Here is a 24,283-nt window from a genome sequence, read left to right on the forward strand (position 1 = left end):
CAACACATCCTTTAAATGAAAAACATAATCTTAACAAACGAAGAAATAATTCATAAAACAAAGAGAATTAGTTATCAAATTCTAGAAACTTTTGTTGATGAAAAAGAAGTCGTTATTGCAGGAATTGCAAATAGTGGTTATGTGTTTGCTCAAAAAATATCGGAAGAACTTTCTAAAATATCAGATTTAAAAGTTATTTTATGTGAAGTTAAAGTCAATAAACAAAATCCTAAAGATGCAATCACTACTTCTTTACATCCTTCAGAGTATGAAAACAAAGCTTTAATTTTGGTAGACGATGTTTTAAACTCTGGCTCAACACTTATTTACGGTGTAAAACACTTTTTAGAAGTGCCTTTAAAAAAGTTTAAAACTGTTGTTTTAATTGACCGTAACCACAAAAAGTACCCTGTTAAGGCTGACTTTAAAGGAATTTCACTTTCTACATCTTTACAAGAACATATTCAAGTAGTTTTTGAAAAAGATAATAGCTATGCTTACTTAAGTTAATAAATCTTGTAATTCTAAAACAATGGTCTCTTTATTTTTTAAAGAGCAATCAATTATATGTTTTGATTGAAAATAGTAATAGTTTCTATCAAACAAGTGTTTATTTATATATTCTTTTAATTGCTCTTCATTAAAGTCAGCAATTAAAGGCCTTGCTTCTTTTTCATTTTTTAATCTTTTATATAAAACATCTACTGAAGTTTTTAAATAAAATGAATGAACGTCATCTCTTTTTAAAACTTCATGATTATTTGCATAACATGGAGTTCCTCCACCTAATGCCAAAACAAAATGTTCATTTTCAACTGTAAATGCGTTTAAAAGCAAATGCTCCAACTTTCTAAAGTATACTTCACCTTTTTCTTCAAAGATTTTTTTGATAGACATATTTTCATGTTTCTCAATAATTTCATCTAAATCAAAAAAGGGAATTCCTACATTTTTAGACAACATTTTTCCAATTGTTGATTTACCCGATCCCATATATCCTACTAAAAAAATTTTCATACTTAAAATAATTCCCTTAAAACAAGGTAGTTAAAGATTAATTTAAAAAAAAATACAAATTTATAAGAAAATCCCATTGAAAAATAAATTATACTACTTATATTTGCACCCGCATTCAAGGAAAAGGAATGACTTGGTAGCTCAGCTGGTAGAGCACATCACTTTTAATGATGGGGTCCTGGGTTCGAACCCCAGCCAGGTCACTTTTAAATAAAAAAGTTAAGCAATATGCTTAGCTTTTTTTGTTTAAGGCCATGTGGAGAAACGGTAGACTCGCCATCTTGAGGGGGTGGTGCTCGTAAGGGCGTGAGGGTTCAAATCCCTCCATGGTCACTATTGTACTATCTTTTTAAATAAAGCCTTTAAAAAAGGTAATTTTGGACATGCCAAAATTATTTGTAAATCTTCAAACAAACTTGTTTCCTCATCTAAAAACTTCAAAATTAAGTGAGGTTTTACTTTGGTAAACATATTAGAAAAAATTTCTTTTCCTAAATGGTTACTAGAATACAAGACATCTACGAACAAAGTATCATAAAAATGATACTTGTTCCATTTATGAAATTTTCTAAAATCTACATTCCCCTTTTTAAGAAACAAAACAACTTCTGTAGCTTTTCGGACTGAATTTTTAAAAGTATAACCCGTACTTGCTTTTGTCCATCCGCCAGCTGTTCCAATAAACAATACCCGTTTTTCATTGTTATTCCAAAACGGAAAAACCGTCATGGGAATATTTCCTTTTTCTTTTTTCGAAATAGAATATACATTCAATCCCATTTTTTTCAAATACAATTCAATTTCTTGTTCGTATTCTTGTTCTGATAAAAGATCTTTAGAAAATAAAGTATATTCGACAAGCGCTTTATTTTTAGAAAAAGGCAAAACATACATAAAACGTGTATTTTTATTTTGTTCAACACTAAAATCCATAAAAGTTGCTTTCTCAGAATCAAAAAATGGTTTTTCGGTTTCTATAAACCAGCCTATAAAATGTTGATTTAATAGCGGGTATTTCAAACTCGATTGGTAATCATTATCTTTCAAAACACTTGAAAAGAAGTATTCTGATTTATACAAACCTTTATCTGTAACTACTTCAACTTTAGAATTTTTACTTTCAAATGAAATAAATTTTTCTTTTACTAAAGTAATATCTGCTTTCAATTTAAGTTTTTTAAACAAACTCTCAATAAATAATTTTGATGAAATTTGCTTATAAACTAATTGACCATTCAAACAATCAATAGAAGTGTTTTCATTCTTGAATAACGCACTACTCCATTTAGTATTTGAATAAATATCCCATTTTCCAATTTCTTGTTCCCAATAACACCATGTCTTTTCATGATGACCAATCTCATTTGGTTCAATTATCAATATACATTTACCCTCTATTAAATTATTTTCAAACATCTCGTTTAAAACTAATATAGTAGACAAACCTAATCCTGAGAAAGTATAATTATAATCCATAACTAAGCAAAAATAGAGTTAAAAAAGATCAACATCATTTTAAATTTCTAAAATAATTTTAAAATACAATTCATATTAAAATAATAATACATATTTTTGTTTAACAAATTTAAGTAAAAGATGAACAATGTAAAAAATATATTCAGTATTAAAGATTTAGAGAATCTTTCTGGTATTAAAGCCCATACAATTCGTATTTGGGAAAAAAGGTACAATGCATTAGAACCAATGCGTACTGATTCTAATATTAGATATTACGATATAACTAATCTTCAAAAACTACTAAACATTGTGCTTCTTCATGATTATGGTTATAAGATATCTAAAATATCTAAATTATCAGAAACAGAAATCCCAGCATTAGTTAAACAAATTACAACTGATAAGACTGCAAAAAATCATGCTATAAATTCATTTAAGATGGCAATGATGAATTTTGATCAATCTTTGTTTTTTAAAACGTATGATAGTTTATTATCTGAAAAAAGTTTTAGAGAAGTTTTCTATGAGGTTTTTATTCCTTTGATGAATGAAATTGGCCTTTTATGGCAAACTAATACAATATCTCCATCACATGAACACTTCTTAACCAATTTATTCAAACAAAAAATTCAAGTAAATACAGAAAAAGTTCAAATACTAGAACCTACAAGAGACGATAAAGTATTTGTTTTATTTTTACCAATGAATGAAATACACGAAATTGGCTTAATGTATTTAAACTATGAGGTTTTACTTCAAGGCTATAGGTGTATTTATCTAGGAGAAAATATACCTGTTGATAGTCTAAAAGATATTTCAAGTTTTTTTAACAATATAATTTACGTAAGCTATTTAACCGTTGAACCCCTTCAAGAAAATATAGATCAATATATTTTAGATTTTGAAAAAGAAATTTTAACTGATAATAAAGATGAACTATATTTGATAGGTAGAATGACACAGTTTATAAATAGAGATAAACTCCCTGAAAAAGTTAGCATTTATCAATCAATAGAAGAGTTGACCAAAAAAATACAATAGTGAATAAGAACATCTCAATAATAGGTTCAGGATTTTCTGCACTTTCTGCCGCATGTTATCTTGCAAAAGATGGCAATAATGTTACTGTATACGAAAAAAATAGTACAATTGGTGGAAGAGCTCGTCAACTGATAAAATCCGGCTTTACATTCGACATGGGTCCGTCATGGTATTGGATGCCCGATATATTTGAACGATTTTTTGCTGATTTTAATAAAAAACCATCCGATTATTACCATTTAACAAAATTATCACCTGCCTATAAAGTTTTTTTTGGGGTGGATAATTTTATTGCTATAGCCGATAATCTAGAAGAAATTTGTGCCACTTTTGAAGAAATAGAAACTGGTAGTGGCAAAAAATTAGAAGCCTTTATGAAAGAGGCTCAAGATAATTACAATATTGCTATTAAAAATTTAGTTTATCGTCCAGGTGAAAGCCCTATGGAACTAGTTACAATAGAAACCGCAAAACGAGTAAACCAATTTTTCAGTACGATTTCTAGAGATGTAAGAAAAAAATTTAAAGACGAAAAATTAAGACAAATATTAGAATTCCCTGTGTTATTTTTAGGCGCAAAGCCTTCTAAAACACCTTCGTTTTATAGTTTTATGAATTTTGCCGATTTTGGTCTTGGAACATGGCAACCTACAAATGGATTTTCTGATGTAGTAGTAGGAATGTCAAATTTGGCTAAAGAACTAGGTGTGGTTTTTAAAACAAATGCTAATATTGAGAAAATAATCGTAGAAAATAATACCACAAAAGGCATTATATGCAATGGTAATATTGAAAATGCAGATGTTGTTTTATCAGGAGCAGATTATCATCATACAGAAACACTTTTAGATAATGAATATCGTCAATATTCTGAAAAGTACTGGTCGAAGAAAGTATTTGCTCCCTCTTCTTTGCTATTCTATGTTGGCTTTGATAAAAAAATAGAAAACGTAGAACATCACAATTTATTTTTTGATGTAGATTTCAATAAACATGCGGAAGAGATTTATGACAAACCTAGTTGGCCTTCGGAGCCGCTTTTTTATGCTAATTTTACTTCAAAAACGAATGCGAAAACTGCACCAGAAGGTTGTGAAAATGGATTCTTTTTAATTCCTATTGCTCCCGGGATTGAAGACACTAATGAATTAAGAGAGTTGTATTTTAATAAAATTATTGAGCGCTTTGAACGTATAACAAACCAAAATATTAGAAAAAACATTATCTTTAAAGAATCTTTTTGTGTAAACGATTTTATTAAAGATTATAATTCTTATAAAGGAAATGCCTATGGTATGGCAAATACTTTATTACAAACAGCCTTTTTAAGACCTAATTTGAAAAGTAAAAAGGTAAATAAATTATATTTTACAGGTCAATTAACTGTTCCCGGTCCCGGAGTACCACCTGCATTAATTTCTGGAAAGTTAGTAGCTGAATTAATAAAAAAATACGAATAAATATGAAACTATTATTTGACCAAGTTTCGAATGAATGTAGCATTAAAGTTACTGAAAAATACAGCACTTCTTTTTCATCTGCAGTAAAGATGCTGTCTCCAAGTATTCGTCAAGACATCTATAATATTTATGGGTTTGTTCGTTTTGCCGATGAAATTGTAGATAGTTTCCATGAGTATGATAAAGCATTTTTATTTGATAGATTTCAAAAAGATTTAAATTTTGCTTTAGATCAAAAAATCAGTTTAAATCCGATTTTAAATTCATTTCAACACACTGTTAATAAATACAATATTCCGAAAAAGTTGATAACTGCTTTTATGAAAAGTATGAGAATGGACTTATTTAAAAGTGAATATAAAACGGCTGATGAATACAATGAATATATTTATGGCTCAGCTGATGTTGTAGGATTAATGTGCTTACAAGTTTTTGTTAAAGGCGATACTGAAAAATATAATGAACTTAAAGATAGCGCAATGCGTTTGGGGTCTGCTTTTCAGAAAGTAAATTTCTTAAGAGATTTAAAAGCTGATTTTGAGCAATTGAACCGAACTTATTTCCCTAATACCGATTTATCTCAATTAGATGAAAAATCTAAACAAGAAATTATTGAAGATATCGAAAATGATTTTGAAGCCGCTTACATTGGAATAAAAAACTTACCAATAGAAGCTCGTTTTGGAGTTTACACTGCTTATAAGTATTATAAAAAGTTGCTTATTAAATTAAAAAACACACCTTCAAAAGAAATTAAGAACACTCGAATTAGGGTTTCAGATTATCAAAAAGCAAGATTATTTGCTCAATGTTATTTTAGTTATAAATTAAACTTACTGTAATTATGTGGTTATATATTTTAATCTTTTTTCTTACTTTTTTTATAATGGAATTTATGGCTTGGTTTACTCATAAATATGTTATGCATGGATTTTTATGGAAATTACACGCAGATCATCATAAAAAAGATCATGATTCATGGTTTGAACGAAATGATTTCTTTTTTATTTTTTATGCAGTAGTTAGTATTGGCTTTTTCTTATTATGGCAAAACAGTATTTTAGAAATGGGACTTGCTATAGGACTTGGAATTTTTGCTTACGGTTTAGCTTACTTCTTAGTGCATGACATTTTTATACATCAACGTTTTAAGCTATTTAGAAATGCAAACAATAGATATGCAAAAGCTGTAAGAAGAGCTCACAAAATGCATCACAAACATTTAGGAAAAGGAGATGGTGAATGCTTTGGAATGCTCTTATTTCCAATAAAATACTTGAAAAAATAAAAAAAAAGCTCAAATATAATTTGAGCTTTTTTTTATTAATAACTAACTTATTTTAAAATTCCTTCTAAAGGCTTTAATTGATCTATATCAATTTTTGATTTCCTCATAAGTTCAAACAAAATCATAACATCATTAGGATTCATATTGTCTCCTAAAATTCTAACTAGAGCAAAACCTGATGTTGCATTATTTGCATAAACTACAAATTCATCAATATTATCATCTTCACCTACAAAATAAATTGCAGCTCCTTGTTTAGATGAGCCAAACTTCATTAACTGTTGGTATTCTTCATCTTTTAAAATAGACTTTACTTTAATAACCTCATCTTTAAATTTTTTATCATTTAAAGAATCCTTTTTAAAAGCAATAATGTTCATTTTATCAAATGTTTCTAATGCTTTTTCTTCAGATTCACTTAGAGAAGCTTTTTCAAGATTTAAAACACTTGGAGAAACATCTATTGCTATAAAATCTTTATCTTCTGTATTCTCAACAAAGTACTTTTGCAAAGTAGGTTTGTTAGAACAACTTAATGCTAAAAAAGACAATATTGTAATTACAAATACTTTCATCATTTATTTTTTTGAAGCTTTCTTAAGCTCATTACCACCAGGTAAGTTCATTTTCTCAGTTAAAGCTGAAATCTCATCTAAATTAAAATTTCCAGTTAATGAAAGAACAATTGCTTGTTTATCTTTAGACGTTGGATCTTCAATAAACATCAATAATTCTTTTACAATGTTTTCTGATGAACCAGATTTTACATAGATATTTACTTTTCTACCTTCATCACTTACACGCATTAATTCTTCTAATGGATTTGATTTTAAATAACTTGCAACTGTAGACTTCATATCGGCAGAAACTTTTGCGCTTGATGACATGAATACTTTTAAATTATCTAATTTTTTAAGTAAATCCATGTATTGTTGAGCCTCTTTATCTTTAGTATCAACTTTTACTTTACTCATTAATTCAAACATCTTCTTATTTACGATAACAGATGCTACCCCATCTTTGTCTTCAAATTTATCGAAGGCATTTTGTGCAAATCCCATGCTTGTAAATGCAACTAATACTATACTTAATAATAACTTTTTCATTTTTTCTTATTTAAAAATTGTTTTTTTTGATTGATCATATTCATTTAATAATGCAACACTTTCTACTCCATAATTCACATTTACCGAAAGCATTTCGAGTGCTTTTTGTGTTTCAATAAAGGCAACTTCTGGGTCATCATATGTCCCTAAATCTTCTTTAGTTCCATTTGAATTGATATAAAAAAGCGATGTTCCAAAAAGAACTACAAAACTTGCAGCAACTCCTATCCATTTTACGACGTTTCGTTTTCTAGGTTGTAATGGAAGTGTTTTTGTAAACTGTACTTCTTCTTGATTTTTAAAATAACCAAACATTGATTTATAAGGTTGCAAATGTGATGCCACATTATTTGAAGTAAAATAGTCCTTTAATTCTCTTTCTTCAACAATGCTTGTTTTTCCTTCTAAATACTTATTTAGTAATTGTTCTATTTGTGTTGATTCCATAATTGTGTTTTTCAACTAATTTTTCTTTTATCATTTTTCTAGCTCTTGACAAAGCAACTCTAACTGCTGTTTCATTCATTTCTAATGCTTGAGCTATTTCGCTAAAATCATATTCTTCTACATCGCGCATTTGAACTATTAATCGTTGTTGTTCTGGTAAATCATTCATTATTCGTTCTACCCAACTCCAACTGTCTTTATCTTCTACTTGCTTATCAATTCCGGGTTGTCTATCAGAATAATTACTGTGAACCAATTTCAAATTACTTGCTCGCTTCGATTTTAATTGATCCAAACAATAATTTTTAGTCATTGTTACAGCAAGTGCTTCAACACTATTGTATTTATCTAAACCTTCTTTTTTATTCCATAAACGAATAAAAACTTCTTGTGTAGCATCTTCTGCTTCTTCTGAACTCACTAATAATCTTTTAGCAATTCTAAAAATTTTATCTTTAAATGGAGATATAATATTTAAGAACTCCTGTTGATTCATTTTAGTTATTAGTTGGTTTATAATGTAGACGAATGTAATTTAATTTTGTTACAAACAAAAAAAGAGGTTCTAGTAAATATACTAAAACCTCTTTTAAATTATTGATTCTTTTTTTTCTTAAAACTGAAAATTCAACCCTAATTTATAATTTCTTCCTTTTGTAGCATAACCAATGTTCTCTTGAAACTCTTCATTTAAAATATTGTTTACTGCTCCAAATAAGGACAGTCTATTTTTAATTACATTCAATCTGAAATTTGCATGAACTAATTGATAAGCTGCTAAAGAAATATTCTCGTTTGCAAAAATTAAACTGTTATAAAAAGCATCCTCTCTTTTATCCACAAATTGATATTGTAATCCAAATGAAGCTTTTTCGCTTAGCATATAATCAACCGCAGCATTTACTTTATGCTTTGCAATTAATCTATTTAAAGGTTTTTCAACTTCAGTAAAAGTATAATTAGCATTTGCAGTTAATTTATCATTGAAATTATACATAATAGACGTTTCAACACCTTTCGCATTATAAGTTCCATCTATATTGATATAATTAGAAACCCAAGTAATTGGGTTGGTGTAAAAACCAAAAGCATTTGTCTCGTCTCTATGAAAACCAACAACATTTATCATAAGATTTTTATTTATTAAGCTTTTTTCAAAACCAAATTCGGCTGTAATATTTTCTTCTGGTTTTAAATCTAAATTTCCATAAGCAGAAAATAGTTGGTACAAACTAGGCGTAATATAAGCAGTACTATATGAAGTAAATACTTTTAGGCCTAAATTTTCAAAATAAAAACTCGGATTATAATTATAAACTATTTTATCTCCATATTCACTATGTGTATTAAACCTAGCTCCAATATTTAGATTAAAACCTACACCTGAATTATATACTAAAGTTACATAAGGATCTAAAAGATTAAATTTTGCAGTCTCTTTTTCAATATTGGTATAAGCATCTACTTGAGTCATATCGAAATATTGAGCTTGTACACCAACGATTGCATAAATCTGACTTGAAAAAGTGTATTTATTAAACAAATCGGCATTTACACTTCTTGATGAATAGCTATAATTATCAACTGAATTTGACCATGAACTAAATATATTAATTTCTCTATCTAAAGTAGAAGCTGAAGTATTTAAAACAAGTTCACCTTTATTGTATTTGTATTTAGGAGAAAACCCAACTCTAAATTGTTCGCTACTTCCGTTATTATAAATATCATCGTTACTTAATGTAGGTCCGGCATAAGGAGAATCAAAAGTATTTTTAATTTTGTCGTAATTACCAAAAAAGTCAAGTGACAATTTATCGCTTACTTTAACACCTACTTTTTGTAAAACATTTACTCGTGAAAAAGTATCTTCTTCATAATCTGCACCAAATGCTTCCGAAAAACCCTTTGTTTCAGTACTACTCAAAGAAGTTAAGTAATTTATTTTACCCAATGTTCCATTTACCAAAAACCCTTGATTAAAATCTTGAACTGTTGTTTTGCTTTCTTCTGAAGTATTCTGTGTTCCAAGTGAAAAAAATGCATTTCCTGAAAGTGCTGATTTGTTTGATTTCTTCAAAGTAATGTTAATTACTCCTGTTGCAGCTCCTGAACCATATAAAGTACTTGAAGCACCTTTTAAAATTTCAATACTTTCAACCATATCTACGTTTAACAAACGTAAATCGTATTCTGAATTAATGCTTGAAGGATCATTTACAGGAACACCGTCAATATAAATGGCAACTTGTCGGTTTCTTCCTCCTCTAATGTAAATTCCTTGATTTTTACTGTTGGCCGATTGATTTCCGTTAATTTCAACTCCAGCAACCTGACTTAAAACTGTTGCAACCGATTGTCCTGGTTTTTTAGCTAAATCTTCAGCAGTAATTTTCTCAATAATTTTTCCCGATTTCTCTTTGCTTTGTGCAAATTTAGTATCAGAAACAACAACTTCGTTTAACTGATTAATTTTTAAAGAATCTTGTTCTTGTGCATATGCAATTGAGCTTAAAAGCACAGCACACATACTCATTTTAATAAACTTAGTGTTCATTTTGTTCGTAAATAATTTTAATAAAATTTGGAAGAAAAGCACAGAAGTTTCCCATACTCAAACCTTTTTTCCCGAAAGTTTGTTACTCAGTGAATGTGGCAGGTCTCCTGGCTTGCGTCTTGTTGTTTACCTTCTCATTTGCCTAAACAAACAATGGTTTTTGTAGATAACAACAAGCTCTGTAGCTTACAGTTGCGGGTACAGCTTTGGTATTACACCAAATTCCCTTTTAATGTTGTTTTGAAAAAATCAGAAACAACAACCAAAAATTCGAATGCAAAAATAGTTATTTTTTCACAGCTAAAAGAAAAATTATTTCTTTTTATTTAGTCTGTAAATCAACCAACCAAATCCAATGATAAAATGCAGTAAAACTATCGCTGCAACTACATAGATGAATGTGTTAGAATTTCCGTTCATTTTTTTATTTCAAATTTAAAAAAAGTGGAGAAATTATTCTGCATCATTTGTCACAAAACAATGAAATATTAAAACAAAAGGATACTTTTGTAAAAAAAAACCATGCATTTTATTACTCGAGTTTTATTTTTTGTCTTTACAATTAGTCTTTTCATTCAATGTAAAGAAGCTTCAAAAACTACTGAAAAAATTTCGGCAGAAATTAATTTGATCAAACATTCTGAAGGTTTTTCATTAATAGAATATGATAATTTTTCTATTCTTAAAGTAAAAAACGCTTATCCAGAAGCAAAAGAAGTGTACACTTATGTTTTACATAAAAAAAATGCTCAACTTCCAGATAGTTTAAGTTCGTTTACTAAAATTCAAGTTCCTGTTCAAAAAACAATAGTAACCTCAACCACTCATATTCCTTCAATAGAAATGCTTGAAATGGAAAATACAATTGTTGGTTTCCCTTCTACTCACTACATTTCTTCAGAAAAAACAAGAGCTTTAATTGATAATGGAACTATTCGTGAAATTGGTAGTAATAGAAGTTTAAATACCGAATTAATTTTTGACCTTAATCCAGATATTATTGTTGGATTTAGTGTAGATGGTGATTTAAAAACCTATAAAAATTTAGAAAAAAACGGACAGAAAATTATTTTTAATGCTGATTGGACTGAAAAAACGCCACTTGGAAAAGCAGAATGGATTAAGTTTTTTGGTGCTTTGTATGATAAAAATAAAGAAGCAAATACTATTTTTTCTAAAATTGAAAAAGAGTATAACGATGCTGTTTTACTAGTTAAAAACATCAAAACTCAACCAACAATTTTAGCAGGATCTATTTATGAAGACCAATGGTATTTACCACAAGGCGATAGTTGGGCAGCATTGTTTTTAAAAGAAGCAAACGGAAACTATTTGTGGAAATATACAAAAGGAACTGGGAGTTTAGCGCTTTCTTTTGAAACGGTTTTGGATACTGGAAAAGATGCCGATTTTTGGATTGGCCCTGGGCAGTTTACTAGTATTGATCAAATTCTTAAAACGAATTCAAATTACAAGTATTTTAAAGCTGTGAAGAATAAAAACATTTACACATCTAGCTCTAAAAAAGGAAAAACAGGAGGCGTTATTTTTTATGAATTAGCACCTAATAGACCCGATTTAGTTTTAAAAGACATTATAAAGATTTTACATCCGGAAGTATTACCTGATTATAAATTGTATTTTTTCGAACAATTAAAATAAACTACTTTTGAAGAATACTTAAGAATGCAACAAACAAAAAAACATACTTTTCTATTTATTCTTCTAATCGTTGTATTAGTAGTATTGTTTTTTACGAATATTAGTTTAGGTTCGGTATCCATTCCTTTAAAAGAAATTGTAAGCGGATTTTTAGGAAATGTAATGGAAAAAGAAAGTTGGAAAATTATTCTTTGGAATTTTAGGTTGCCAAAAGCTTTTACTGCTATTCTTGTTGGTATGGCATTGTCTATAAGTGGTTTGTTAATGCAAACTTTATTTAGAAATCCTCTTGCTGGTCCTTATGTTTTAGGATTAAGTTCTGGTGCAAGTTTAGGTGTTGCTTTTGTTATTTTAGGAGCTGGCTTTCTACCTTCTTTTCTTTCAACTATATTTTTATCTAGCTATGGAATTGTTCTAGCTTCAGCTTTAGGAAGTGCATTTGTATTAATTGCTGTTTTAGCAGTTTCTCAAAGGCTAAAAGACACAATGGCTATACTTATTGTAGGATTAATGTTTGGAAGCTTAACAGGTGCAGTAGTTTCTGTTTTGTCCTATTTTTCGACTGCCGAACAATTACAAAAATTCACCTTTTGGTCGTTAGGAAGTTTAGCCAATTTAAGCTGGAATGAAGTTTCTTTACTTTTCATCATTACATCGATTGGAATAATCTTAAGTTTTTTAGTAATCAAACCTTTAGATGCGCTTTTATTAGGTGAAAAATATGCAAAAAGTTTGGGTGTTAATTTTAAGAAAACAAGATATATTATCATTTTTGCAACCAGTATTTTAGCAGGAAGCATTACTGCTTTTGTTGGACCAATCGCATTTATTGGATTAGCTGTTCCGCATATTGCAAAACTTCTATTCCAAACCAGCAACCACTTTATATTGTTTTGGAGTACGTTATTAATTGGTGCAATTATTTTACTATTCTGTGATATTATTGCACAATGTCCTGGTGAAGATATTACATTACCTATAAACGCTGTGACTTCTATTATTGGTGCTCCAATTGTCATTTGGTTGTTGGTTCGAAAAAGAAATTTCAGTTAAAAAGCATGAATCAAAACGTTTTACATACCGAAAATCTTTCTATTGGATACAAAACCAAATCCGAGACCAATACTATTATCCAAAATTGTAATATTCAATTACAAAAAGGAAAATTAGTAGCTCTAGTTGGTGCAAACGGAATTGGAAAATCAACCCTTTTAAAAACCATAACGGGAATTATCCCAACTATTGAAGGAACAGTTTTTCTAAATAATAAAAAAATACAATCTTTTATTCCTAACGATTTAGCACAAGAATTAAGCATTGTACTAACCGAATCTTTACCACCAAGTAATTTAACAGTTTATGAAATTGTTGCTTTAGGAAGACAACCTTATACAAATTGGCTAGGAACGCTTTCTGAAGAAGATAAAAACAAAATTGAAGAAGCTATTTCTTTAACCGGAATTGAAGATTGGCAACACAAAAAACATTACGAAATTAGTGATGGTCAATTACAAAAAACATTGATTGCTCGTGCGCTGGCTCAAGATACTTCATTAATTATTTTAGACGAACCTACAACACACTTGGATTTAGTTCATAAAGTATCCTTAATAAAGTTATTACAAAAACTAACTCACGAAACGGGTAAAACCATTCTGTATTCTACACATGATATTGATTTAGCCATTCAACTTTGTGATGAAATGATTGTTTTAACTAAAAATAAATTGATACAAGACCAACCTTGTAATCTAATTTCAAATGATGTTTTTACTGAATTATTCCAAAATGAAAGTATCGTTTTTGACAAGACAATAGGAAGGTTTAAAGTAATATAACTTTAAGATTTGTTTTATTAAATTTCTATTTTTTATATCTAACTTTACTTAAAATTATTCTTATGAAATTCAATATATTAATTCTACTATTTTCAACTATGTTAAGTTATTCCCAGATTAAAAGTATTCCTTATTTAGATGGGAAAGACAAATTAGAAGGCTTTTTTGTAAAAGCTGAGAAAGGAAACCCTAAGAATATTGGCATTGTAGTTTTACCTGCTTGGATGGGAATTGATGATCACGCAAAAGAATCTGCTGAAGAATTAGCTAAACTTGGTTATCATGCATTTGTAGCAGATATTTATGGTTCTGTAAACAATCCGAAAAACACAGAAGAAGCAGGCAAACTTGCTGGCTACTTTAAAAATAATCCTGTAGAATACCAAAAAAGAATTCAATTAGCCATAGATCAATTGGTAAAACAAGGGGCTAATGTGAATGAAATTGCAGTAATTGGTTATTGCTTTGGAGGAACAGGAGCCATTGAAGCAGCTAGAGGAAATTTAAAAGTAAAAGGTATTGTATCATTTCACGGTGGATTAGGAAAAGATAAAATGAGAATTACAAATCCTATTACTGCCAAAGTTTTGGTTTTACATGGAGCGGATGATCCTTATGTACCACAAAAAGACATTGAGGCTTTTCAAGATGAAATGAGAACAGCAAAAGCAGATTGGCAAATGATTTATTATGCAAATGCCGTTCATGCATTTACACACAAAGATTTAAGTACTGATAATAGTAAAGGTGCAGCTTACAATGAAAAAGCAGATAAAAGAAGTTGGGAAGCAATGAAAAGTTTCTTTTTAGAACTATTCAAATAATACATAAAATAAAGTCCTGCATTGCGGGACTTATTTTTTTAGACCAATTTGTCTTTTCGCTTCTCCAATTACAAAAGCAACAGAATTTGCCAAATTATAGCTTCTTACATGTTGGGAAATAGGAATCGTTAAGTGATTTGAAAATTGAGCTAAAACTTCTTTGCTTAAACCTTTACTTTCTTTACCAAAAACCAACCAATCGCCATCTTGAAATTCTTGCTCTAAATAATTTTTATCTGCATGTGAACTCATCAAAAATACACGAGATACATCTGGAATTTGAGACTTCCATTCTGCTACGTTTTGATATTCTTTCCAATCCAAATGCACCCAATAATCTAAACCAGAACGTTTTAAATTCTTATCAGTAATTTCAAACCCAAATGGATGAATTAAATGCAATTTACTTTCTGTTCCTACACACAAACGACCAATATTACCAGTATTATTAGGTATTTCCGGTTCTATTAAAACTATATTCAGCATTTTATTTTATTATTTGTTATCAGAATTAACATCAAACTCATTAACCTCCATAACATCACCAGCACTTAAACCTTCTAAAGTAACATTTCCAACACGTATACGTATTAATCGTAAAGTAGGAAAACCAACTGCTGCTGTCATTTTTCGTACTTGACGAAATTTCCCTTCGGTCAACGTTATAGAAACCCAACTTGTTGGCCCATGTCTTTCATCTCTAATTCTTCTGCCAGCGCCAATATAACTAGGTAATTCTGGAATTAATTTAGAAGTACAGTTTTTAGTTAAATACTTAGTTCCGTTTATTCCTATTTCTACACCATTTTGTAATTGAGCAACTGCTACTTGAGTAATAATTCCATCTACTTGAGCGTAATATTCTTTTTCAACGGTCTTTCTTCTTACTTGTTCGCTTACTTTACCATCGGTTGTTAGTAAGAGTAAACCTTCCGAATCTTCATCTAAACGACCTATTGCCATTGTTCCTTCCGGAAACGGATACAATTCACCCAACAATCGTTTCTTTCGTTTTTGTTCGCGAACAAACTGACTCAAGTAACTATGCGGTTTATGTAATAAAAAATGACGGTGCATGAAGCTTTAAATTTTTACAAAAATACATTTTTCATTTTATGCAGATAACAATTCTTAAATTGATTTTATTATGTAATTTTACAACTATAAAACTTTTATATGTCGCAAACACTTTTAATAATCGCCATCTTTATTTTAGCATTAGCCATAGGGTTCTTTATTGGTAAAATGCTTTCAAAAGCAGAATCACAATCACAGAAATCAGGATTAGAAGAACGTGTAAATGGTTTATTAGGTCAAATAGAACTGTTAAAAATCCAATTTCAATCGGAGAAAAATCAGTTTGAAAAAACTTATTCTCAGTTGCATTTAGATAAAGAAAACGTCCAAAAAGAAAGAGAAGCATTTGCTATTCATTTAGCGAAAAAAGAAAATGACTTTGATAATTTATTAGAACGTAATAAAGAACAAAAACAAGAAGTAGAACAATTACAAGAAAAGTTTACCAAAGAATTTGAAAATTTAGCGAATAAAATTCTGGAAGAAAAAACGAATAAGTTTACGGAACAGAACAAAGAGAACATGAAGAATATCTTGAATCCGCTTCAAGAGAAAATTCAGTTATTTGAAAAAAAAGTAGACGACACACATAAAGAAAGCATCGATTATCATGCTGCATTACGCCAACAAATACTTGGTCTTCGTGATATGAATGAAAAAATGAGTAAGGAAACAGTGAACTTGACCAAAGCTTTAAAAGGTGACAGTAAAATGCAAGGAAACTGGGGCGAACTTGTTTTAGAGCGTGTTTTAGAAAAATCAGGTTTAGAGAAAGGACGTGAATATGAAGTGCAGCAAAGTTTTACTAACGAAGAAGGCTCTAGAGTTCTTCCCGATGTAATTATTAATCTTCCGGATGGAAAGAAAATGGTTGTCGATTCGAAAGTATCACTAACAGCTTACGAACGCTTTGTAAATGAGGAAGACGATGATGCAAAAGCAACTTTCTTAAAAGAACATGTAAATTCGGTAAAAAGACACGTAGACCAATTGAGTGATAAAAATTACCAAGACATTTACGAAATGGAAAGTCCAGATTTTGTTTTACTTTTCATTCCTATTGAACCTGCATTTGCATTGGCTTTAAACGAGGATAATTCTTTATACAACAAAGCATTTGAAAAAAACATTGTAATTGTAACACCTACTACCCTTTTGGCAACTTTACGCACTATTGATAGTATGTGGACCAACCAAAAGCAACAAGAAAACGCTATTGAAATTGCACGCCAAGCTGGAGCTTTATATGATAAGTTTGAAGGTTTTGTAGGTGATTTGGTAAAAATTGGTAAAAAAATGGACGAGGCTAAAGTAGAGTACGGCAGCGCCATGAACAAACTAGTAGAAGGAAAAGGAAACCTTGTACGAAGTGCAGAAAAATTAAAGAAAATGGGTGCAAAAGCCAAAAAAGCTTTACCTGAAAACATAATTAAAAGAGCTATAGAAAATGAATCCGACAGCAACTAAAATAAACGACTTGAAAGAGCAAAAAACAAAAAAGAGAATGCATCCTGTAAAGAAGTTTTTCTTATATGTTATTTTATTAGCAACATTGGTTACAACTTTATATTTCACATTTGTATACTATGTTCCTTATAGCGAAGGCGTACGAAGTGGTGAATTAATTAAAATAAGTAAAAAAGGTTATGTAATTAAAACTTGGGAAGGTGAAATTAGCCAAGGAATTTCAGGAGCACAAGTTTTTCAGTTTTCAATAATGGACAATCACCCAACGGTTATTGATAGTCTAAAAAAGCTTCAGGGTAATTTTGTTAAAGTAGAATATTTAGAACGTTACCGAACTTTTTTTTGGTGGGGCGATACTAGATATTTTGTTACTAAAGTAGAAAAAGAAAGCTCACCTTATTTCAGAGAATAATGAATTTAAAAAAACATAATACTGTAAATGCATCAAAAGTCACTTTAACTGAATTGATGTTGCCCTCGCACTCTAATTTCAGTGGAAAAATACATGGTGGTTATTTGTTACAACTAATGGATCAAATTGCTTTTGCATCCGCATCTAAATATTCGGGTTCTTATTGTGTAACTGCTTCCGTAGATACGGTAGATTTTCTAAATCCGGTTGAAATTGGCGAACTGGTAACTTTAAAAGCTTCGGTAAACTATGTGGGAAACAGTTCTATGGTTGTAGGAATTAGAGTAATTTCAGAAAACATTCAAACTGGGAAAATAAAACATTGCAATTCGAGTTATTTTACAATGGTAGCCAAAGACCAAAACGGTTCTAAAGTAAATGTTCCAAAATTAGAATTGACTTCTCTCGAAGAAATTCGTCGTTTTTATGATTGTATTCGAAAAATAAATCACAAAAAACGATATAAAGAACTGGAAAACAACTTCGACCATCAATCTAAAGAAGCACTTAAACAATTGGAAAACTATAATGTCATTCTAAATTTAAAATAGATTATAGCTTTACTTTTTCAAAAGTATTTAATTTAGTAGGAAGAAAATTGTTATGATTATTTGTTGTTAACATAGGATTAATTGTATACTTAAAAATAAAAAAACCTCACTTAATCAGTGAGGTTTTTTTATTTTAAAAATTTATTAATTATTAATTGTCGTTGTCGTCGTCATTATCGTCGTCATTATCGTCGTCATTGTCATCGTCGTCGTCGTCATCCATATCACCACAATTTTCAATCGCGTCCTCAAATTGTTCGTTATTATTTATGGTAATAGTTTCCCCTTCAATAGTAGTTATTGTTACGGGGTAATTAATGGTCAATGTTCCATTATCTTCAAAATCTGTTAAAAAAGCATATAAATCAGCGTCATTGTTTAAGGTAACTGAAGTTGTGTTTCCATCAACATCATTAACGGTAAAACTTAACGGATAAACTATATTAACACAATCGATATCCTCATTTTCATCATCGTTGTCATCATCATTGTCGATGTTACCGTCTCTAACCACAACCATACCGTCATGAGAAACCCTCATTAGTAAATTAATTAATGGAGAATTCTTACTTAATTTTTGACTTGGTGTACTGTCGTCTGTTTGACATGAGTTTAATGTCAAGCCCGTTGTAATAATTAGGGCCAATAATAAAATGATTTTTTTCATAGCTTAATAAGTTAATAAGTTTTAAATGTAAATTAAAAAAACGATTATTATATTATTTTTTTAATTTTTTTTTAAGAAAAATGCAAATAACTCATTAATTTTTAAATGGTTGACATTTTAAAAGTGACTGAAAAAACAAGTAAACAAACTGTTAAAAATATAAATACATAATGCTCTTTTACTTTGAAATAAGCATTATAGTTTTACTTTTTCAAAAGCATTTAATTTATCCAAATGAAGAATTGTTTTATCATTTTGATTGTTTCGTGTAAACATGGGTAAAAATTTAGCACCATAAACTACTTCTTTAAAAGTGTAAGAAGTTCGTTTTACTACGGTTGAACTATACATGTCTTCAAATGTTTTAAAGAAAACTAAAAACTCTCCTTGAATATTTTCATAATCTGACTCTTTAAAAGCGAATAATGGACTTTCTTCATTAATTGGATGGACTATTGTCCAACTTAATGTTAATGCGTTTATACGCTCCATTTCAAGCGGTAACGTGTAAAATTTGTTTACAATAGTGTCGTTTTCTTCCACACTTATACCTACTGTCAATCGTGCTTCCGCATCAACTAGATTAGTGTTCTTAAAGGGAGCCAAGCGAAACATTAAGGCTTTTCCATTTTGATAAGGTGCAATGACGGCATTTTCTGAAAAACGTACAAATGCACTTGGCCTACTAAAACGACCAAAAAACAAACCAGTTGCAATGGCAAAAGTTAGTAATCCAATTAAAGCTTCAATAGAAGAAACTAAACTTGCCAAAAAGCCTGTTGGGTTAATGTGACCATAACCAACAGTTGTATAAGTCTGAATACTGAAAAAATACGCTTGACCGAATTTTTCCCAATTTGAATTTGCAGTAATTCCGTTTAAATGTTCAACGCCAATTAAGTAATATAGAATTGCAAAAAACAAATTTACCACAATGTAAAAAAGTAAAATAATAAACAAAAATTTCCAACGCGGGATATTGAGCATGGTATGATACCAACTAATACTTTCAAAAAAACCAATACCATCTTTACGAACGTTTGCATTTCCGTTTTTGGTTAAAAAACGCCCACCATAATTAGAAGAATTACTCCCAAAACCAGTATTGTTATCTGTTTTTGCTTTTGTATTAATACGTTTTAAAAAATCCATCGGTATTATTTTAAGTAAAATTAGCTAAATAATTTTGGAAAACCATTACAATAGATATTATCCAATTTTTAAAAAGTAAATACTATTTAGAAATTAGCTTGTAATCACCTCTAAAAACAGCTCAAATTTTATAAAGTTTCTCTATATTTGTAATAAGCGTTTTTGGCAAATTACTTCTACTTAAAGTTGAAAACATTATGATTAATAATGCATTGAACACAAAAAATGGAGTACGATTATATTATAGTTGGTAGTGGTTTTGGAGGTTCGGTAAGTGCCTTAAGATTATCAAAAAAAGGATACAAAGTTTTAGTAGTTGAAAAAGGTAAATGGTTTGAGGCTAAAGATTTTCCTAAGACCAATTGGAATTTTAGAAAATGGCTTTGGATGCCAAGTCTACGCTTTTTTGGTATTATGAAATTAACCATTTTCAAACATGTTGCAGTTCTCTCAGGTACAGGCGTGGGTGGTGGATCATTAGTTTATGCCAATACATTACCTATTCCAAAATCAACGTTTTTTAAAACAGGTTCATGGAGTAAATTAAATGACTGGGAAAACGATCTTGCCCCCTATTATCAAGAAGCCTTGAGAATGCTCGGCGCTGTCAAAAACCCTAAATTATTTGACGGAGATATTGGGCTAAAAAAAGTAGCACAAAAACTCCATATGGAAGATAAATTTGACGCTACTAATGTTGCTGTTTATTTTGGTGAAGAAAATGTGACCAAAAAAGATCCTTATTTTAATGGTGAGGGTCCAGAAAGAACAGGTTGTAATTATTGTGGTGCTTGCATGACTGGATGTCGAAATAATTCTAAAAATACATTAGATAAGAATTATTTGTACTTGGCTCAAAAATATGGTGCAGAAATACTTGCTGAACATGAAGTTTACGATGTGAAACCCCAAAAAACAGAAGATGGAGAAAATGGGTATGAAGTTGCCTTAAAAACGAGTACCCTTTTTTTTACCAAAAGAAATACCCTTAAAAGTAAAAGTGTTATTTTTTCTGGTGGTGTTTTAGGAACTATAAAACTACTGCTGAAATTAAAAACTACTTCATTACCTAATCTTTCAGATCGATTAGGCCAAGACATACGAACTAATAATGAAACACTAGTGAGTGTATCAACTCTTGAAAAAGACAAAAACTTTTCGAAAGGTGTTGCAATTGGAAGTATTTTAGATACAGATGAAAATAGTCATTTAGAAATATGCAGGTATGCTGAAGGCTCAAACGCATGGAAACTTTTACACTTTCCTTATGTAACGGGTAGTAATGTCTTCTTTCGTTTAGCAAAGGTATTCGTCGCTTTAGTAAAATCACCAATCAAATATTTCAAAATTTATTTTGTGAACAGTTGGGCAAAAAAAACAGTCGTACTTCTTTTTATGCAATCCCTAGATAGCACGCTAAGGTTTAAAAGAAATCGTTTTGGCTTTATGGGTTCAACTGTTAGCACTGGTAAAAAACCAACTCCTTTTATTCCCGAATCGGTTAAATTAATTAAGGAATATAGTAAGGTAGTAAATGGTGTAAGTACTTCATTTGCTTTAGAAACACTTGCAGGAATTCCATCGACTGCGCATATTTTGGGAGGCGCTGTTATGGGAGAAAACTCTTCAGAAGGTGTTATCGACAAAGACAATAAAGTTTTTGGCTATAAAAACCTCTACATTATTGATGGTTCAATGATTTCAGCAAACCCTGGAGTTAATCCATCTTTATCAATTACGGCTATTGCAGAACGCGCAATGGATCAAATAGCAGCTAAAAATGTATGAGCTCCATACATCGTAACATATTAAAACGTACTAAATAATTTATAAAACAATAGATCATTTTAAAGGGTGCAACAATAATTGGTTCAAAAAAATATAAAAATGGAAGAAACTGCTGAAAGTGTAATCGTCAATCATATTGTTAATCAAAGAGAGTTTTTCTCAACTCAGAAAACAAAAGATATTGGGTTTCGGTTAACTCAACTTCATAAGCTAAAAAAAGCCATTATCAAGAATCAAGGGAAAATTGAGCAAGCACTTTGGAAAGACTTACACAAATCTCCTGAAGAATCATATTTAACTGAAATTAGCATTGTAGTAGGAGAAATCGACAACCACATTTTACACCTAAAAGAATGGGCGAAACCTAAAAAAGTATATACTCCCATTCATTTATTTCCTTCATCAAGTAAAGTAATTTATGAACCCTTAGGTGTTGCCTTGATCGTTGCTCCTTGGAATTATCCATTTCAACTACTCATTAATTCATTGGTTGGAGCAATTTCTTCTGGCTGTTGTTGTATTTTAAAACCTTCACCAGACACTCCTAATGTTGCCAAAATAATGGAGCATCTGATTACAGGAAATTTCAATTCAAATTACATTAGCATTGTACAAGGAGGTAGAGAAACAAATACAATATTATTCTCACAGCGTTTTGATATTATTTTCTTCACGGGAAGTACAAAAGTTGGTAAAGTAGTAATGAAAGCTGCTGCCGAGCATCTAACTCCTGTGATTTTAGAATTGGGCGGAAAAAGTCCATGTATCGTTGATGCAGATGCAAATATAGATATTGCTGCTAAACGCATAGCCTGGGGTAAATTAATCAATGCCGGACAGACTTGTATTGCACCCGATTACCTTTTTGCACATCATTCGATTAAGGACGAGTTATTGAATTCTATTACTAAGCATATTAAATTAATGTATGGAGAGAATATCAAGCAAAGTCGGTTTTATCCACGCATTGTAAACGAACAAGCAGTAGAGCGCTTGTCAGGGTTATTAAAGCAAGGTAAAATGCACTCAGGTGGCGAAATAGATTTAAAAGAAAGGTTCATTTCACCAACCATAATCGACGAAGTACTTCCGGATTTCTTAATTATGCAAGAGGAAATATTTGGACCTATTTTACCCGTAATAACCTTTGATAATATCAATGAACCTATCGATTATATCAATGAAAATGAAAAACCGTTAGCATTCTACTATTTTGGGAGAAATAAGAAAGCTAAAGAAGTCCTAGCAAGAACAACATCTGGAGGAGCTTGTATAAACGATACACTGATGCATATTACAAACCACAACTTGCCTTTTGGAGGAGTTGGAAATAGCGGAATGGGAAAATATCATGGACAGGATAGTTTTTTAGCGTTTAGCAATAAAAGGTCAATTATAACTTCTCCAACTTGGATTGATTTACCACTGAAATATGTTCCCTTTAAATATTTTAAAATACTAAAGAGATTTGTCTAATTCATGATAAAAAGTAGGTAATTGAAATAAAATTAACGCATTAAATAAACAAAATAAAACTATGATTAAACTATTAAGAATTCTAACATCACTATTTTGTGTGTTTTTATTAACCAGTTGCGCTTCAAAAAAAATAAAAGACATATCATATCTAAAAAGCTCTACAACTAAAGTAGAGTCTTTTCCTGAACTAGATGTTTTTCAACCTCGAAAATCAGAAAAAAAGCCTGTAGTTATTTTTATTCACGGTGGATATTGGAATGAAGGAAGTAAAGACATTTATGGTTTTTTGGGTCGTAATTTTGCCAAAAAAGGAATTCTAACAGTTATCCCAAATTACACTTTAAGCCCTGAAGGAAATTATGACACTATGGCAAAAGAAATTGCTGGAGCTATTCAATGGACCTATGAAAACATTGCACAATACAATGGAGACCCTAATCAAATATTTCTTATGGGACATTCTGCCGGTGGTCATTTAATTGCCTTAGTGGGAACAAATCCAAAATATTTGGAGAACACAAAAATAATCAAGGGAATTATACTTAATGATGCAGCAGGATTAGATATGTATTCCTATCTAAAAGAAAATCCTCCAACAAAAAACCATAATTATAATGTTACTTGGACAGAAGATCAGGACAATTGGAAAGATGCTTCACCTATTTATTTTTTATCTGAAAAAGCACCTCCATTTTTAATCTATGTTGGTGCCAAAACCTATACCTCAATTATTTCTTCAAATAAAGATTTTGTCGAAAAGTTGAAAGTATACCAACCAATTGCAGAGATAAATTTTCTAAACAAGAAACATATACCAATGATGAGTCAATTCTTATTTCCTTGGAATAAACATTACAAAGAAATAAATGAGTTCATAAGCTTTCATAAATAGAATCTTAGTTTGTTTCAAACTCAAGAGCTAATATTACTCATTACTCTATCCATTGGTTAGACTCGTGACAAAACACGTAATAACTCTTTTAAAATAAATC

Annotated in this window: 26 protein-coding genes, 2 tRNA genes and 1 riboswitch; of the genes, 17 read left to right on the forward strand and 11 right to left on the reverse strand. The window is 30.0% G+C overall.

Annotation, left to right across the window (positions count from 1 at the left end):
* Positions 1 to 15 precede the first annotated feature (15 nt).
* Complete coding sequence (locus UXY25_RS02070) at positions 16 to 510, forward strand: phosphoribosyltransferase family protein (protein WP_320814342.1); 495 nt, start codon at positions 16 to 18, stop codon at positions 508 to 510.
* On the opposite strand, the gene UXY25_RS02075 is transcribed toward UXY25_RS02070, so the two are convergent.
* Positions 502 to 1,017, reverse strand: coding sequence for a shikimate kinase (locus UXY25_RS02075; RefSeq protein WP_320814343.1), 516 nt, complete (start codon positions 1,015 to 1,017; stop codon positions 502 to 504). The genes UXY25_RS02070 and UXY25_RS02075 overlap by 9 nt on opposite strands.
* 130 nt (positions 1,018 to 1,147) lie before the next feature.
* Between UXY25_RS02075 and UXY25_RS02080 the strand changes: the two genes are divergently transcribed.
* Positions 1,148 to 1,220, forward strand: a tRNA-Lys gene (locus tag UXY25_RS02080).
* Between the two features lie 47 nt (positions 1,221 to 1,267).
* Positions 1,268 to 1,350, forward strand: a tRNA-Leu gene (locus UXY25_RS02085).
* Here UXY25_RS02085 and UXY25_RS02090 read toward each other — a convergent pair.
* On the reverse strand, positions 1,351 to 2,493 hold the full coding sequence (locus tag UXY25_RS02090) for a lycopene cyclase family protein (RefSeq protein WP_320814344.1): 1,143 nt from the start codon (positions 2,491 to 2,493) through the stop codon (positions 1,351 to 1,353).
* Between the two features lie 120 nt (positions 2,494 to 2,613).
* On the opposite strand from UXY25_RS02090, the gene UXY25_RS02095 reads away from it, so the two are divergent.
* Genes UXY25_RS02095 through UXY25_RS02110 form a run of 4 tightly spaced genes read left to right on the forward strand, consistent with a single transcriptional unit; the run spans position 2,614 to position 6,264 of the window.
* Positions 2,614 to 3,516, forward strand: coding sequence for a MerR family transcriptional regulator (locus UXY25_RS02095; RefSeq protein WP_320814345.1), 903 nt, complete (start codon positions 2,614 to 2,616; stop codon positions 3,514 to 3,516).
* Complete coding sequence (locus tag UXY25_RS02100; RefSeq protein WP_320814346.1) at positions 3,516 to 4,976, forward strand: phytoene desaturase family protein; 1,461 nt, start codon at positions 3,516 to 3,518, stop codon at positions 4,974 to 4,976. The genes UXY25_RS02095 and UXY25_RS02100 overlap by 1 nt, the downstream gene beginning before the upstream one ends.
* Before the next feature lie 2 nt (positions 4,977 to 4,978).
* Entirely contained in the window at positions 4,979 to 5,818 is an 840-nt protein-coding gene (locus UXY25_RS02105) for a phytoene/squalene synthase family protein (protein ID WP_320814347.1), read from the forward strand.
* 2 nt (positions 5,819 to 5,820) lie between these two features.
* A complete protein-coding gene (locus UXY25_RS02110) occupies positions 5,821 to 6,264 on the forward strand; it encodes a sterol desaturase family protein (protein WP_320814348.1) in 444 nt (147 codons plus the stop codon).
* 47 nt (positions 6,265 to 6,311) lie between these two features.
* Here the strand turns inward: UXY25_RS02110 and UXY25_RS02115 are convergent, their stop codons facing one another.
* The 5 genes from UXY25_RS02115 to UXY25_RS02135 all read right to left on the reverse strand — a co-directional run bounded on the left by UXY25_RS02115 (position 6,312) and on the right by UXY25_RS02135 (position 10,374).
* On the reverse strand, positions 6,312 to 6,842 hold the full coding sequence (locus tag UXY25_RS02115) for a DUF4252 domain-containing protein (protein ID WP_320814349.1): 531 nt from the start codon (positions 6,840 to 6,842) through the stop codon (positions 6,312 to 6,314).
* Complete coding sequence (locus tag UXY25_RS02120) at positions 6,843 to 7,370, reverse strand: DUF4252 domain-containing protein (protein ID WP_320814350.1); 528 nt, start codon at positions 7,368 to 7,370, stop codon at positions 6,843 to 6,845. It lies immediately after the preceding gene.
* Positions 7,371 to 7,376: 6 nt separating this feature from the next.
* Entirely contained in the window at positions 7,377 to 7,817 is a 441-nt protein-coding gene (locus UXY25_RS02125) for a hypothetical protein (RefSeq protein ID WP_320814351.1), read from the reverse strand.
* Positions 7,783 to 8,313 carry a sigma-70 family RNA polymerase sigma factor gene (locus UXY25_RS02130; protein WP_320814352.1) on the reverse strand — a complete coding sequence of 177 codons (531 nt, stop codon included), beginning with the start codon at positions 8,311 to 8,313 and terminating at the stop codon, positions 7,783 to 7,785. The genes UXY25_RS02125 and UXY25_RS02130 overlap by 35 nt, the downstream gene beginning before the upstream one ends.
* 117 nt (positions 8,314 to 8,430) lie before the next feature.
* Positions 8,431 to 10,374: a TonB-dependent receptor plug domain-containing protein gene (locus UXY25_RS02135; RefSeq protein WP_320814353.1), complete on the reverse strand. Its 1,944-nt coding sequence runs from the start codon at positions 10,372 to 10,374 to the stop codon at positions 8,431 to 8,433.
* 79 nt (positions 10,375 to 10,453) lie between these two features.
* Positions 10,454 to 10,656, reverse strand: a riboswitch (cobalamin riboswitch).
* 240 nt (positions 10,657 to 10,896) lie between these two features.
* On the opposite strand from UXY25_RS02135, the gene UXY25_RS02140 reads away from it, so the two are divergent.
* From UXY25_RS02140 to UXY25_RS02155, 4 genes are all read left to right on the forward strand, one after another.
* Entirely contained in the window at positions 10,897 to 12,036 is a 1,140-nt protein-coding gene (locus UXY25_RS02140; RefSeq protein WP_320814354.1) for an ABC transporter substrate-binding protein, read from the forward strand.
* Positions 12,037 to 12,060: 24 nt separating this feature from the next.
* On the forward strand, positions 12,061 to 13,089 hold the full coding sequence (locus UXY25_RS02145) for an iron ABC transporter permease (RefSeq protein WP_320814355.1): 1,029 nt from the start codon (positions 12,061 to 12,063) through the stop codon (positions 13,087 to 13,089).
* 5 nt (positions 13,090 to 13,094) lie between these two features.
* The gene (locus tag UXY25_RS02150) at positions 13,095 to 13,874 is read left to right on the forward strand and encodes an ABC transporter ATP-binding protein (RefSeq protein ID WP_320814356.1); all 780 of its coding nucleotides are present in this window, start codon (positions 13,095 to 13,097) and stop codon (positions 13,872 to 13,874) included.
* 62 nt (positions 13,875 to 13,936) lie between these two features.
* Entirely contained in the window at positions 13,937 to 14,698 is a 762-nt protein-coding gene (locus UXY25_RS02155; RefSeq protein WP_320814357.1) for a dienelactone hydrolase family protein, read from the forward strand.
* A gap of 30 nt (positions 14,699 to 14,728) precedes the next feature.
* On the opposite strand, the gene UXY25_RS02160 is transcribed toward UXY25_RS02155, so the two are convergent.
* Entirely contained in the window at positions 14,729 to 15,184 is a 456-nt protein-coding gene (locus tag UXY25_RS02160; RefSeq protein ID WP_320814358.1) for a tRNA (cytidine(34)-2'-O)-methyltransferase, read from the reverse strand.
* A gap of 9 nt (positions 15,185 to 15,193) precedes the next feature.
* Complete coding sequence (locus UXY25_RS02165; RefSeq protein WP_320814359.1) at positions 15,194 to 15,775, reverse strand: pseudouridine synthase; 582 nt, start codon at positions 15,773 to 15,775, stop codon at positions 15,194 to 15,196.
* A 99-nt stretch (positions 15,776 to 15,874) separates the two neighbouring features.
* On the opposite strand from UXY25_RS02165, the gene rmuC reads away from it, so the two are divergent.
* From rmuC to UXY25_RS02180, 3 genes are read left to right on the forward strand one after another with little or no spacing between them, the layout of a single operon-like run.
* A complete protein-coding gene (gene rmuC, locus UXY25_RS02170; RefSeq protein WP_320814360.1) occupies positions 15,875 to 17,242 on the forward strand; it encodes a DNA recombination protein RmuC in 1,368 nt (455 codons plus the stop codon).
* A 37-nt stretch (positions 17,243 to 17,279) separates the two neighbouring features.
* Positions 17,280 to 17,654: a 6-phosphogluconate dehydrogenase gene (locus tag UXY25_RS02175; RefSeq protein WP_414601360.1), complete on the forward strand. Its 375-nt coding sequence runs from the start codon at positions 17,280 to 17,282 to the stop codon at positions 17,652 to 17,654.
* Entirely contained in the window at positions 17,654 to 18,205 is a 552-nt protein-coding gene (locus tag UXY25_RS02180) for an acyl-CoA thioesterase (protein ID WP_320814362.1), read from the forward strand. Before UXY25_RS02175 ends, UXY25_RS02180 begins: the two co-directional genes overlap by 1 nt.
* 151 nt (positions 18,206 to 18,356) lie before the next feature.
* On the opposite strand, the gene UXY25_RS02185 is transcribed toward UXY25_RS02180, so the two are convergent.
* Both UXY25_RS02185 and UXY25_RS02190 read right to left on the reverse strand, forming a co-directional pair.
* On the reverse strand, positions 18,357 to 18,872 hold the full coding sequence (locus UXY25_RS02185) for a hypothetical protein (protein ID WP_320814363.1): 516 nt from the start codon (positions 18,870 to 18,872) through the stop codon (positions 18,357 to 18,359).
* A 195-nt stretch (positions 18,873 to 19,067) separates the two neighbouring features.
* Positions 19,068 to 20,024, reverse strand: a complete 957-nt coding sequence (locus tag UXY25_RS02190; protein WP_320814364.1) for an ion channel — start codon at positions 20,022 to 20,024, stop codon at positions 19,068 to 19,070.
* Between the two features lie 225 nt (positions 20,025 to 20,249).
* Here UXY25_RS02190 and UXY25_RS02195 point away from each other — a divergent pair, with 225 nt between their 5' ends.
* From UXY25_RS02195 to UXY25_RS02205, 3 genes are all read left to right on the forward strand, one after another.
* Complete coding sequence (locus tag UXY25_RS02195) at positions 20,250 to 21,812, forward strand: GMC oxidoreductase (protein WP_320814365.1); 1,563 nt, start codon at positions 20,250 to 20,252, stop codon at positions 21,810 to 21,812.
* 99 nt (positions 21,813 to 21,911) lie between these two features.
* The gene (locus UXY25_RS02200; RefSeq protein WP_320814366.1) at positions 21,912 to 23,288 is read left to right on the forward strand and encodes an aldehyde dehydrogenase; all 1,377 of its coding nucleotides are present in this window, start codon (positions 21,912 to 21,914) and stop codon (positions 23,286 to 23,288) included.
* Positions 23,289 to 23,349: 61 nt separating this feature from the next.
* Complete coding sequence (locus UXY25_RS02205; protein WP_320814367.1) at positions 23,350 to 24,183, forward strand: alpha/beta hydrolase; 834 nt, start codon at positions 23,350 to 23,352, stop codon at positions 24,181 to 24,183.
* The last annotated feature ends 100 nt before the right edge of the window (positions 24,184 to 24,283 follow it).

The organism is Flavobacterium sp., from assembly GCF_034111225.1.
In the GTDB taxonomy this organism is placed as follows: Bacteria; Bacteroidota; Bacteroidia; order Flavobacteriales; family Flavobacteriaceae; genus Flavobacterium.